Origin of the sequence: Nocardia cyriacigeorgica NBRC 100375 (assembly GCF_000308555.1) — a bacterium.
Taxonomy (GTDB): Bacteria; Actinomycetota; Actinomycetes; order Mycobacteriales; family Mycobacteriaceae; genus Nocardia; species Nocardia cyriacigeorgica.
In genome coordinates this window covers 1-12,609 of sequence record NZ_BAFY01000076.1, presented here as the reverse complement: position 1 = coordinate 12,609, position 12,609 = coordinate 1, and the positions used below count along the sequence as shown (strand labels likewise).

General features: G+C 69.2%; 11 protein-coding genes. 8 read left to right on the top strand and 3 right to left on the bottom strand.

Features of this window, described 5'->3' with window-relative positions:
• Positions 1-44: 44 nt before the first annotated feature.
• Positions 45-1,310, bottom strand: a complete 1,266-nt coding sequence (locus tag RJ05_RS07285) for a glutamate-5-semialdehyde dehydrogenase (protein ID WP_036534661.1) — start codon at positions 1,308-1,310, stop codon at positions 45-47.
• 147 nt (positions 1,311-1,457) lie between these two features.
• Here RJ05_RS07285 and RJ05_RS07280 point away from each other — a divergent pair, with 147 nt between their 5' ends.
• From RJ05_RS07280 to RJ05_RS07270, 3 genes are all read left to right on the top strand, one after another.
• Positions 1,458-2,129 carry a pentapeptide repeat-containing protein gene (locus tag RJ05_RS07280; protein ID WP_234012314.1) on the top strand — a complete coding sequence of 224 codons (672 nt, stop codon included), beginning with the start codon at positions 1,458-1,460 and terminating at the stop codon, positions 2,127-2,129.
• Positions 2,130-2,322: 193 nt separating this feature from the next.
• On the top strand, positions 2,323-3,192 hold the full coding sequence (locus RJ05_RS07275; RefSeq protein ID WP_036534658.1) for a ribokinase: 870 nt from the start codon (positions 2,323-2,325) through the stop codon (positions 3,190-3,192).
• A gap of 124 nt (positions 3,193-3,316) precedes the next feature.
• On the top strand, positions 3,317-4,540 hold the full coding sequence (locus RJ05_RS07270) for an RtcB family protein (protein ID WP_036534655.1): 1,224 nt from the start codon (positions 3,317-3,319) through the stop codon (positions 4,538-4,540).
• A 76-nt stretch (positions 4,541-4,616) separates the two neighbouring features.
• Here RJ05_RS07270 and RJ05_RS07265 read toward each other — a convergent pair whose 3' ends face one another.
• Complete coding sequence (locus RJ05_RS07265; RefSeq protein ID WP_036534653.1) at positions 4,617-5,090, bottom strand: hypothetical protein; 474 nt, start codon at positions 5,088-5,090, stop codon at positions 4,617-4,619.
• Positions 5,091-5,318: 228 nt separating this feature from the next.
• Between RJ05_RS07265 and RJ05_RS07260 the strand changes: the two genes are divergently transcribed.
• From RJ05_RS07260 to RJ05_RS07240, 5 genes are all read left to right on the top strand, one after another.
• On the top strand, positions 5,319-7,442 hold the full coding sequence (locus RJ05_RS07260) for a RecQ family ATP-dependent DNA helicase (RefSeq protein WP_036534650.1): 2,124 nt from the start codon (positions 5,319-5,321) through the stop codon (positions 7,440-7,442).
• Between the two features lie 54 nt (positions 7,443-7,496).
• A complete protein-coding gene (gene ligD, locus RJ05_RS07255; protein ID WP_036534647.1) occupies positions 7,497-8,447 on the top strand; it encodes a non-homologous end-joining DNA ligase in 951 nt (316 codons plus the stop codon).
• A gap of 200 nt (positions 8,448-8,647) precedes the next feature.
• Positions 8,648-9,586, top strand: a complete 939-nt coding sequence (locus RJ05_RS07250; RefSeq protein WP_036534644.1) for a D-isomer specific 2-hydroxyacid dehydrogenase family protein — start codon at positions 8,648-8,650, stop codon at positions 9,584-9,586.
• A 114-nt stretch (positions 9,587-9,700) separates the two neighbouring features.
• Entirely contained in the window at positions 9,701-10,474 is a 774-nt protein-coding gene (locus RJ05_RS07245) for a MerR family transcriptional regulator (protein WP_036534642.1), read from the top strand.
• 86 nt (positions 10,475-10,560) lie between these two features.
• Entirely contained in the window at positions 10,561-11,658 is a 1,098-nt protein-coding gene (locus RJ05_RS07240; protein WP_036534639.1) for a methyltransferase, read from the top strand.
• Positions 11,659-11,670: 12 nt separating this feature from the next.
• Here RJ05_RS07240 and RJ05_RS31315 read toward each other — a convergent pair whose 3' ends face one another.
• Complete coding sequence (locus tag RJ05_RS31315) at positions 11,671-12,555, bottom strand: UbiA prenyltransferase family protein (RefSeq protein WP_051016320.1); 885 nt, start codon at positions 12,553-12,555, stop codon at positions 11,671-11,673.
• Positions 12,556-12,609 lie beyond the last annotated feature (54 nt).

Below are 12,609 nucleotides of genomic sequence, written 5' to 3'. Positions count from 1 at the left end.
ACGTACCAGCCCCACGCTACGGGACGGCGGAACCGCGCCCCGGCTCAGACCGGCCGGACCTGCCCCTCGCCCCAGACGATCCACTTGGTGGAGGTGAGTTCCGGCAGCGCCATCGGGCCGCGGGCGTGCAGCTTCTGGGTGGAGATGCCGATTTCCGCGCCGAAGCCGAACTGCTCGCCGTCGGTGAAGGCGGTCGAGGCGTTCACCATCACCGCCGCGGCGTCGACCCGGCTGGTGAATTCGCGGGCGGCGGCCAGCTCCGAGGTGACGATGGCCTCGGTGTGACCGGTACCCCAGGTGTTGATGTGCTCGACCGCGGCGTCCAGGCCGTCGACCACCTTCATCGCGATGTCGAGGGTCAGGTACTCCTCGCCCCAGTCGGTGTCGGTGGCCGGGACCTGACCGGGCAGATCACCGTGAATGGTGACGCCGTGGTCTTCGAGCGCCTTGGTGAGCCGCGGTACGGCCGTCTCGGCGATGGCGGCGTCGATGAGCACCGTCTCGGCGGCGTTGCAGACGCTCGGCCTGCGGGTCTTGGCGTTGATCAGGATCTGTTCGGCCATCTCCAGATCGGCGCCCACGTGCACGTAGACGTGGCAGTTGCCGGTGCCGGTCTCGATGGTCGGCACCTGGGCGTCACGCACGACCGCGTTGATCAGGCCGGCGCCGCCGCGCGGGATGACCACGTCGACCAGACCGCGGGCCTGGATCAGATGGGTGACGCTGGAACGGTCCTCGCTGGGCAGCAGCTGCACCGCGTCGGCCGGAATGCCCTGCGCGACCAGCGATTCCCGCAGCACCTCGACCAGCGCGGCATTGGACCGCGCCGCCGACGACGAGCCGCGAAGCAACGCCGCGTTACCGGACTTCAGGGCCAGGCCGAACGCGTCGACGGTGACATTGGGCCGGGCCTCGTACACCATCCCGACCACGCCGAGCGGTACCCGCACCTGACGGATCTCGAGCCCGTTGGGCAGGGTCGAACCGCGTACCACCACACCCACCGGGTCCGGCAGGCCCGCCACTTGACGCAGCCCGGAGGCGATGCCGTCGATGCGGGCCTTCGTCAGCCGTAGCCGGTCGAGCAGCGATTCCTCGGTGCCTGCGGCCTGCGCGGTCGCGATGTCCTCGGCATTGGCGGCCAGCACCCGGTCGGCGGCGGCGAGCAGCGCGTCGGCGGCGGCGTGCAGCGCCTCGTTCTTCTGGGCGGTGGTCAACTGGGCGAGCGCACGTGCGGCGACCCGTGCCTTGCGCGCGGCGTCGTGCACGGCCTCGCGGGTATCGAGCTCGGCTGTCGTTCCTACCGTCATGGGTACAGACTACGCACCCGCTACGACACCGAATCACTGCGCTGGGAGCCGCGGACGCACTGGTCCGCCCCGATGTCGGCGGGTGCTGTCGGTGCCATCCCGTAGCTTGCCGGTGACGGTTCGACCCCGACACAGAGCGGAGCAAGAGTGGCAGCCTCTCGCAACAGCAACGTCCCCGTGGTGCCGAGCACGCCCCGTTCGCGGCCACGCCGCCCGGCCGAATCACCTCGCGACGATTTCGACGACGACACCACCATCGACGAAGTCGACTACTCCGGCGCCGACCTCACCCGCGCCGAAACCCACGCCCTCGGCCTGGAGGGCTGCCGATTCGACAACTGCCGATTCGGCGGAGTCATGCGCGGGGTCACCATCTACGAGTCCGAACTGTCGGTCTGCGATCTGGCCAACCTGCTGGCCGACGAGTGCTCGATGGCCGAATGCGCGATCAGCACCAGCAGGCTCACCGGAATGTCGTGGACCGCCGGCAGCTGGCGCGACGTCCTGCTCGAAGGCACCCGCGCCGACCTCACCTCGTTCCGGTACTCCAAGCTGCGCACCGTCGTCTTCCGTGACTGCGATCTGCGCCAGGCCGATTTCGAAGGCGTCGAATTCCGCAACGTCGTCTTCGAACACTGCAACCTCACCGGCGCCCGCTTCACCGGCACCGCACCCCGCCACAACCTCCGCTTCACCGACTGCACCCTCGCCGACATCGACGGGGTGGCCGGCCTACGCGGGGCGACCGTCGACGGCGGCGACCTACTCGGCCTCGCCGCCGGCCTGGCGCGGGAGGCGGGGATCATCGTGCGCTGGTGAGGCTCAGGTGCTGCGACCACCCGGTTCCACGCGGTCAGGGCCGGCAGCAGTCCCGCATCCTCGGTGATCCACTCCGCCGGAGGCACCATCCGTTCGCCGTGGTCGACCCCCTCGTCAGCCCGTTCGCGCGCGGCCTCCGCCGTTCCGGACGCATAGCCGGTGCGCGGCGGCGGGTTGCGGTTACCGTGCCGGTATGACCGACGGACAGGGGCCCGTGATCGCGGTGCTGGGCAGTATCAACATGGATCTGGTCACCACGACCGGGCGGCGGCCGCAGCCGGGTGAGACGGTGCTCGGCAGCGAGTTCGCCATGGTGCCCGGGGGTAAGGGAGCGAATCAGGCGATCGCCGCGGGGCGGGCCGGTGGTCGGGTCGAGTTCATCGGTGCGGTGGGTGACGATGTGTTCGCCGACGAGCTGCGGGCGACGCTTCGAGCGTCCGGGGTGGGGACGGCGCGGCTGCGGACGGTCGACGGGCCGAGCGGGATCGCCGCCATCGTGGTGGACGCGAGCGGGGAGAACAGCATCATCGTGGTGGGCGGGGCCAATGCCACGGTGACCGAACTCTCCGACGCGGATCGCCGGGCAATCGCCGACGCGGACATTCTGCTGTGCCAGTTGGAGATTCCGATCGGGACCGTCCTCGCCGCCGCCCGGCACGCGAAGGCGAACGGGACGGTCGTGGTCCTCAACCCGTCCCCTGCCCAGGAGCTGCCGGACGAGCTGTGGACGGCGATCGACGTCGCTGTGGTCAACTCCGGCGAGTTCACCGAGCTCGGCGCCGCCCTCGATCCCGTCCCGCACCTGGTGGTGACCCTCGGCGGCGACGGAGCGCGCTACCGCGGGCCCGACGGTGCCGACCTCCGGGTGCCCGGGCTCCCGGTGCAGGTCGTCGACACCACGGGCGCGGGCGACACCTTCACCGGCGCGCTCGCGGTGGCCTGGCACCGCGGCCCGGCCGAGGCCGTGCGCTGGGCGTGCGCGGCGGGTGCGCTCGCGACCACCCGGCTCGGGGCCAGCGCCTCGATTCCGACGCGCGAAGAGATCGAAGCGGCGCTCGACTGACGAATCAGCGGCACCCGGCCCCGCCCTTTTCCGCGCTGAAATTCAGGTGCGCGGGGGCGCTGCCGTGCCTACCGTTGATTGTGTAAGGCGAAGCGAATTCGCCGTTATCGAAAGGACCGAGACAATGTTTCCCGTCGAGCTGCCCGGCACCCGGGCGCGGACGTTGATGTGGGCTTCCGAGCACGATATCGAGCAGGCCGCGCTGCGGCAGCTGCGGAATATCGCGCAACTGGAATGGGTCCACGGCGTGCGCGTCATGCCGGATGTGCACCTCGGTAAGGGTGCGACAGTCGGCTCGGTCATCGCCATGAAGGACGCGGTCGCCCCGGCCGCCGTCGGCGTGGATATCGGCTGCGGTATGGAAAGCGTGAAAACCAACCTGACCGCTGCCGACCTGCCCGACAATCTGCATTCGCTGCGCAGCCGCATCGAGGCGGCGATCCCGGTGGGATTCCATGCCCACGACGACCCGGTGGACGTGCGACGTATCGGGGCCGAGGTGTCCGGACTCGGTGCGAGCACGGCGACGTTGCGCTCGGGGTGGGACCGGTTCTGGGGATCGTTCGACGACCTCGACAAGAGCGTCCGCAACCGGGAATCCAAGGCGCATAAGCAGATGGGGACGCTAGGCGGAGGAAATCACTTCCTAGAACTGTGCCTCGACCAGGACGACTCGGTGTGGATTCTGCTACATTCCGGCAGCCGGAATATCGGCAAGGAACTGGCGGAACGCCATATGGCTGTGGCTCGTACGCTTCCGCATAACGCGGACCTGCCGGATCGCGATCTCGCAGTATTCCTTTCCGGCACCCCGGAAATGGACGCCTACCGTCGCGATCTGACCTGGGCGCAGGAATACGCGGCACGTAATCGCGCCGTCATGCTCGCCCTGGCCTGCCGCGCGGTCCGCGACGAATTCGCCGATCGCCCGGTGCATTTCGACGCACCGATTTCGTGCCACCACAACTATGTGGCGGAGGAAATGATCGACGGCGTGCCGATGCTGGTGACCCGCAAGGGCGCCGTACGCGCGGGCGAGGGCGACCTGGCACTGATTCCCGGCTCGATGGGCACCCGCTCGTATGTCGTGCGCGGCAAGGGAAATCCCGAGTCGTTCCAGTCGGCCTCGCACGGGGCGGGCCGCCGGATGAGCCGTACCGCCGCGAAGAAGCGCTACAGCGTCGCCGACCTGATCGCGCAGACCGAGGGCGTCGAGTCCCGCAAGGACGCAGGCGTCGTGGACGAGATCCCCGCCGCGTACAAGGACATCGACGAGGTCATCGCCGCACAGCGTGACCTGGTCGATGTGGTGGCGACGCTGCGTCAGGTGCTTTGCGTGAAGGGTTGACCGATCCCGGCCGGGCCACACCATGGTCCGGCCGGGACAACTCATCCAGCGGAACCTCAGCTCATCCAGCGGAACCTCAGCGCCGCTTCAGCGTCGCGACCACACCGGCGCCGAACAGTAGCGTCCCGACGATCAAGACCATGCCGCTGACCAGCCATGCGTGCAGGGCGACGTGCAGTTCGGCAGCGAGACCGGGGACGTCGCCGATCAGGCGGAAGGTGTCCTCGGGGAAGAAGATCTGGATGATTCCGGGCAGGATGCCCCAGACCAGCCCGGCGATCATGGTCGCCGCCGGCGAGTACGCGGCCAGCACCGCCACCAGCAGGAGGAGCACCGCACCCAGCACCGACTGGCCCGGTGCGCTCCACCGGTCCACCGAATCCCACCAGCGGCTGGTGGCCAGCGAGCCATGTGCGGCGATCCCGATTCCGATCGGCGTCACCACCAGGGCGACGGCCGTACCGATCAGGGTGCGGCTCAGCGCGCCGCGATTCTGAAACTGCGCTCCCGGCGGCGACCACCCCGCGGGCGACTGGAAACTCTCCGGCACAACATCCTCCTACCAGGTCACGGCGCCCGGCGCCCCCACTGCCCCGCCGCTCCGCGATTCGTGGCCGTACTGAGGTGGGTAGACCGTAGCGTCGGCGGTCGGCGGTGTCGGGTCGAACAGGTAACCCGTACCCGACGAGTTACCCACAACGATGCGAAATCAGTCGTCACGGCCGGATTTGTGACGGGATCGGCGACCTTGTCGGTGGTGTAGGGCACCATGGCCCCCATGGACACAGCTGAGGGGACGACAACGGCGGGTATCGACGTTGACGGGCTGCGGGAGCGGGCCGAGGGCCTGTTGCGGGAGCTGGCCGGGAGCGGGGCGCGGCTACGCGAGGACCAGTGGACCGCCATCGAGGCGCTGGTCGTGCACCGGCGCCGGGCGCTGGTGGTGCAGCGCACCGGGTGGGGAAAATCCGCGGTGTACTTCATCGCGGCGAAACTGCTCCGGGCGCAACGGCGCGGGCCGACCGTGATCGTGTCGCCGCTGCTCGCGCTCATGCGCAACCAGGTGGCGGCCGCCGAACGCGCAGGGGTGATCGCCGCGACCATCAATTCCGGCAACGTCACCGAATGGGACGATATCCACGCGCGAGTCGCCGCCGGTGAGGTCGATGTGCTGCTGGTGAGCCCCGAGCGGTTGAACAATCCGGACTTCCGCGACCAGGTACTACCGAAGCTGGCCGCCGACGCGGGCCTGGTGGTCATCGACGAGGCGCACTGCGTGTCCGATTGGGGCCACGACTTCCGGCCGGACTACCGGCGCATCCGGACCCTGATCGCCGACCTCGGATCCGATGTGCCGGTGCTGGCCACGACCGCCACCGCGAACGATCGCGTGGTCACCGATGTGGCGACCCAGATCGGCACCGACACGCTGGTGCTGCGCGGCACCCTCGACCGCGAATCGCTGCACCTGTCGGTGGTCCGGTTCGACGACGCCGTCGAGCGCACGGCCTGGCTCAGCCGCCATCTCGGTGAGCTGCCCGGCTCAGGCATCATCTACACGCTGACCGTGGCGGCGGCACAGGACCTGGCCGACGTCCTGAACTCCCATGGCCACACCGTCGCCGCCTACACCGGCCAGACCGACCCCGCCGAACGCGAAATGCTCGAGGCCGCGCTGCTGAACAACGAGGTCAAGGCGCTGATCGCCACGTCGGCGCTCGGTATGGGATTCGATAAACCGGATCTCGGCTTCGTGGTGCATGTGGGTGCGCCCTCCTCGCCGATCTCCTACTACCAGCAGGTCGGTCGCGCCGGGCGCGGAACCGAGCGCGCCGAAGTGGTGCTGCTCCCCGGCCCTGAGGACGCCCGTATCTGGAGCTATTTCGCCTCCGTCGCCTTCCCTCGCGAGCACATCGTGCGTTCGGTGCTCGCGGCGCTGGATACCGAACGTCCACAGTCGACGGCGGCGTTGGAACCCCTGGTGGAGCTGAACCGCTCGCGCCTGGAGATGGTGTTGAAGGTGCTCGACGTCGACGGCGCGGTGCGCCGGGTGCGTGGCGGGTGGTTGTCCACCGGCCAGGACTGGGTGTACGACAGCGAGCGCTACGAGCGGCTGGAAGCGGCCAGGTCCGCCGAACAGCAGGCCATGATCGACTATCAAACGACCACCGGCTGCCGCATGGTGTTCCTGCGCGGCCAGCTCGACGACCCCGGCCTGCACGCGGCGGGCCCCGGCAGCGCCGACTGCGGCCGTTGCGACAACTGTACCGGCGTCCGGCCGGACACCACCCTCGACGCCGACGCGGTCGCCGCCACGCGTGCCCGCCTGGACCGTCCCGGAATCGACCTGGCGCCACGCAAGATGTGGCCGACCGGAATGGCCAAACTCGGTATCCCGTTGTCGGGCAAGATCACCGAGGGCGCCGAGACCGGCCGGGTGCTCGGCCGGCTGAGCGCGCTCGGCTGGGGGCAGCGGTTGCGTACCCTGCTCGACGGGCCGGACGGTCCGGTCCCGGACGCGGTGATCCAGGCCTGTATCGCGGTGCTGCGTGACTGGGATTGGGAGACGCGTCCGGCCGCCGTGCTGGCCCTGGAATCGCCCACGCATCCGGTGCTGACGGGGAGCGTCGCCGCACGGCTGGCGGAGATCGGCAAGCTCCGCGACCTCGGCACGATGCGCGTGCGCCCGGACCGGCCGCCGGTATCGGCGGTGAACTCGGCGCACCGCGTGGCCGCGCTGCACGAACTCTGGGAACTGCCCGACCTCGGTCCGCTGGACGGCCCGATCCTGCTGGTCGACGCTCTCACCGACACCGGCTGGACCTTCACCGCCGCCGCGCATCAACTCCGCAAGGCCGGCGCACCGGCGGTACTGCCGTTCGCACTGGCCACCCCGACCTGAGCCGGCGGCGTGGTTCGGCCGGAAGATCTGCCCGGTGCGGGTTATGGTCGGGACGTGGCCAGTGGCGGCGGGGCGGCGATCGAACTCGAGGTCGGGGACCGGCTGGTTCGTGTCTCCAATCCGGATCGGGTCTACTTCCCCGAAACCGGTGCCACCAAGCTCGATCTGGTGCAGTACTACCTGAGCGTCGGCGACGGCATCGTCAACGCACTGCGGGATCGGCCGTGCATGCTGCACCGGTTCCCGAAGGGGCTCGCCGGGGACAAGGTGCATCAGAAGCGGTTGCCCGCGGGCGCGCCGGACTGGGTGCCGACGGTGCGGGTGTTCTTCCCGCGTTACGGCAGGCATGCCGACGAACTGTGCGTCTCCGAGCTGGCGGATGTGATCTGGGCAGTGCAGATGTCGACGGTGGAGTTCCATCCGTGGAACTCCCGCCGCTTCGATACCGAACGCCCCGACGAATGGCGCATCGATCTGGACCCGATGCCCGACTGCCCGTGGTCACGGGTGCAGCGGGTGGCCGGCGTGGTGCACGAGGTACTCGACGAGATCGGCGCGGTGGGCTGGCCGAAGACCTCCGGCGGGCACGGGCTGCACGTCTACGTGCGGATCGCGCCGGAGTGGGGATTCAAGGATGTGCGGCGTGCCGCGCTGGCCTTCGCCCGCGAGGTCGAACGGCGCGCGCCGGAGGACGTCACCACCACCTGGTGGCGCAAGGATCGGGACCCGCGGATGCTGTTCGTCGACTACAACCAGAACGCCCGCGACCACACCATCGCCGCCGCCTATTCGGTGCGCGGTGTGCCCGCAGCCACCGTGTCCACCCCGGTGACCTGGGATGAGATCCCCGAAATCGATCCGCGCGATTTCACCATGGCCACGGTGCCCGCCCGTTACCAGGAGCTCGGCGACCTGCACGCGGGCATCGATGACTCCGTGTTCGAACTGGACCGCCTGATCGAGTGGGCCGACCGGGACAAGGTCGAACTGGACGAGGAGGACTGATCCCCCGACAGACCGCGTCCAGCGCCGACGGCACCTGAACCGAGCACAAACCAACCGGAGGAGCCGGGCCGTGCCGGCGATCCGCAGCGGGCGACCTGTGATGCCCGGTGGCCACCACCCGCCCCGCGTTCGGCGGTACGTTCGGTCCAAGGACGGCCGGACGTGGGAGCTCCGGCGTGGTGACCAAAGGAGGTCCGAGGATGAGCCGGATGGCGGTTGCGGTCGGCCCCGGGGAACAGCCGGTGCTCGAACAGGCGGTGACGGCGGCGGGGGCGCAGGTCGCCGGGCTCGACGAGGCGCGGGCGCTCATCTGGAATGGTCCACCGGTGCGGTTTCCGGAGCAGCTTCCGTCCGGTATCGAGTGGGTGCAGTTGAACGCGGCCGGGGTGGAGGACTGGTTCGACGCAGGGGTGTTCGAGCGCTTTCCGCGAGTTCGGTTCACTTCTGCCGCAGGCGCTTACGCCGCCAGCGTGGCCGAGCACACGCTGATGCTGCTGCTGGCCGGTGTCCGGTATCTACCGGAACATCTGCGCGCCGAGAGCTGGCGCCAGCGCGAGTTCTTTCCGCATGTCGGGTCGCTGCGCGGGGCCACGGTCGCCATCGTGGGTGCGGGTGGGATCGGGCGGGCGCTGATCCCCCTGGTGGCGCCGCTGGGTGCGCAGGTCATCGCGGTCAATCGGTCCGGTCGCCCGGTCACCGGGCCGGGGATCCCGGACGCGGTGGAAACGGTGCGCGCCGACGAGCTGGCCGGGGTCTGGTCGCGCACCGACCATGTGGTGATCGCGGCGCCGGCCACGGCCGAGACCCGGCATCTGGTCGGTGCGAAGGAGCTGGCGCAGTTGAAGCCGTCGTCTTGGGTGATCAATGTGGCGCGGGGCAGTCTCGTCGATACGGACGCGCTGGTCGACGCACTTCGCGCTGGAACGATCGGCGGCGCCGGTCTCGACGTGACCGATCCCGAACCGCTACCCGACGGTCATCCACTCTGGAAGCTACCCAATGCCATTGTCACCCCGCATGATTCGAATCCGCCGCGGTTACGAATGGCGGCGTTCGCCGAGCACGTGCGGGCCAACGTGCTCCGTTTCGCCGACGGTGCGCCGTTGCTGGCGCCGATCGAACCAGAACGCGGGTATTGAGACGGTGTGACAGCAGCGGTGGCCACGGGCGCGGCCCTACGGGGTTAGACTCGGGCGGTCGACGGCCGGGCGCCCGCCGGTCCGGCGCAGGCGGGGATATGAGGAGGTGCAGCGATGCCGAAATACCGGATCGATGACCTCGCACGCGCCGCCGGGACCACCAGCCGCAATGTCCGCGCGTATCAGGAACGCGGACTACTGCCGCCACCGGTCGGTAAGGACGGCCGCGCCAGCATCTACGACGATTCGCACCTGGAACGGTTGCGCCTGATCGACGCGCTGCTCCAGCGGGGTTTCACCACCGCGCACATCGCCGACTTCATCACCAGCTGGGAAACCGGCAAGGACCTCACCGAGGTGCTCGGCCTGCAGCACGCGGTGACGGCGACCTGGGCGAAGGAAGAGCCGTTCGAGGTCTCCCGGGAGTTGATCGGCTCCATCCTCGGCTCCGAGTCCGACGACCTCGTCGACCAGCTGCGCGAGCTGGGCCTGGTCCGCGTCGAGGGCGACACAGTCGTTTTCACCGACACCCAGTTGCTGAGCACCTTCACCGAACTCGACGAATACGGCTTCGACCTGCGCACCCTGATCAGCGTGCACGCCCAGGTCGCCGCGCGCATCGACGACATCACCAAGATCATGATCACCGCCGCCCGGCAGCACATCGTCGACGAGCACGGCCCCGGCTGGTTGCCGGAAACCAGCGAAGAGATCGCCGAGACCACCGCCATGCTCAACAAGATGCGCGAACTCGGGGTCGCGTCGGTGCACAGCACGCTGGCCCGCTCGCTGGATACCAATCTGCGCCGCGAGCTCGGCGAATACCTGGAGACCGCGGCCGAACGCGAGCGCAATCGGGCCGACGCGACCGGCAAATCGACCCGCTAGCGACGGCCACGACGCGCGATTCACGCCCGGGATCCGGTTCGGGCCGTAATCTGCTTGGCAAGCGTTTGCCGACGAATGGAGTCGTCATGACCTCCGATCGAGCGAAGCTGCCGCCGCAGGGCCTGGTGCGGGTGGTGGAGCGGGTGCGCAATGTCATGGCGAGCGCGCACCGGCGGATGGTGCCGGGCCATATCGCGCTGCTGGAGATGATCGCGGCCGGCTGGCTGACCCAGGCCATCCACGCCGCGGCGGCCCTCGGGGTCGCCGACGCACTGGCCGACGGTCCGCGCGACAGTGCGGATCTGGCGCAGGCGGTCGGCGCCGACGAGGACGCGTTGCGCCGGCTCATGCGGCTGCTGATCAGTCACGGCATCTTCACCCGCCGCCGCGACGGCCGCTACGCGCTGACCCCGATGGCGCAGGCGCTGCGCGCCGACGCCGACGTCTCATTGCGTGATGCCACCCTGTTCTTCGGCTCGAAGATCCACCGGGACAACTGGACCCAGCTGGTGCAGGTAGTGCGCACTGGTGATGCGGTGGGCAATACCGTCGACGGGGTTCCGCTGTTCGACTATCTGCGCACCGATCGCGAGTTCGGCGCGATGTTCGACCGCGCGATGTCGAGCATCGACACCCTCGGCCGGGAGCCACTGTTGTCGGCCTACGATTTCGGCCGCTATCGCACGCTCGTGGATGTGGGCGGCGGGCAGGGCGCCTTGCTGGCCGAGATCTTGCAGCGGGCACCGCAGTCGCGTGGCATCCTGTTCGACCTGCCGGAGGTGGTGGGCGAGGCACGTGAACGGCTGCCCGAGCTGGGAGTGGCCGATCGGTGTGCGGTGGTGGCCGGGTCGTTCTTCGACACCGTGCCCGAAGGCGGCGATGCCTATCTGCTCAAACACGTCATCCACGATTGGCCGCACGAGCAGGCCACCCGAATTCTGCGCACGGTGCGCAATGCCATGTCACCGCAGGCGCGGCTGTTGCTGATCGAACTGGTCCTGCCCGACGACGACCGCCCGCATCCTGGCAAGTACATCGATCTGGAGATGCTGGTCAATACCGGCGGCCGGGAACGCACCGAAGCCGAATACCGTGCGCTGCTGGCAGAATGCGGTTTCACGCTCACCTCGGTCACACCGACCTTGTCCCCCGAGAATGTGCTCGAGGCGGCGCCTGCGGGCTGAGCCGGCGGCCTTCTATCCGGGGGCCACCGCCTGCGCGATGAGGGCCAGGTACAGCGTGAGAATGAACAGCACCGCCGGGATCACCGGGTAGTCCTCGTCCGCGGAGCGCAGGAATCGCAGGCCACCCAGGAACGGAATGCTCAGCAGCACCAGCGGAATCCAGCCGATCACCGCGCGCGCGGCGTCGTGTTCCCATGGCCGGACCAGCGCCAGGTCGGCGGCGACGGCGAACACCGCGCAGCCGAGCGCCGCGAGCATCGAGCCCGTCGTGCCGAGCGCGTTGGAGTAATACATCTGCCCCGGCCGCGGTATCCGTGACGTTTTGCGCGCGAATTCGAACTGGAGAAACGCCCCGGCGAAGATCACCGCCGCTGCGCCGGCCTGCCAGCCGGGTTCGACGTCGCCGGTGTCGATGGCCGAAACCACGACATAGGCGGTGACGATCAACTGCACCGGATAGGTGACCAGCAGATTGAGCAGGATGTCGCGGCGAATCGGTTCGCAGATCCGCTCCAGCCCCCACAGCGCGAGCCCGTAGACGAGCACGGCGGCGATGGCCACGGCCGAACCGACCGACAGCAACAGACTCGCGGCGATCGCACCCACCGCGATGACGGCCATCGCGGCCCGAAGATCCCGCGCGGTGACCGCGCCGGTCACCAGCGGCCGGTCCGGGTTGTGGACCCGGTCGTAGTCGAGGTCCTTCTGCTCGTCGACCATCCGCAGATACAGCAGGACGAAGGCCACGACGCCGATGCGCAGTGCCGTCGCCCAGCTCGGCCGCCAGCTCGCCTCCGGGTCGGTGACCAGCGCGGCGGTGCCTTCGAGCGCCAGCACCCAGAGGATGCCGTAGAGCAGATAGTGCGGCTTGTACATCACCGCGGTGAAGCGGGCGATACGCCCGAGCGCGGCGACCGGCCCCGCACCGGCCGGTGCGCCGCCTGCCTGCCC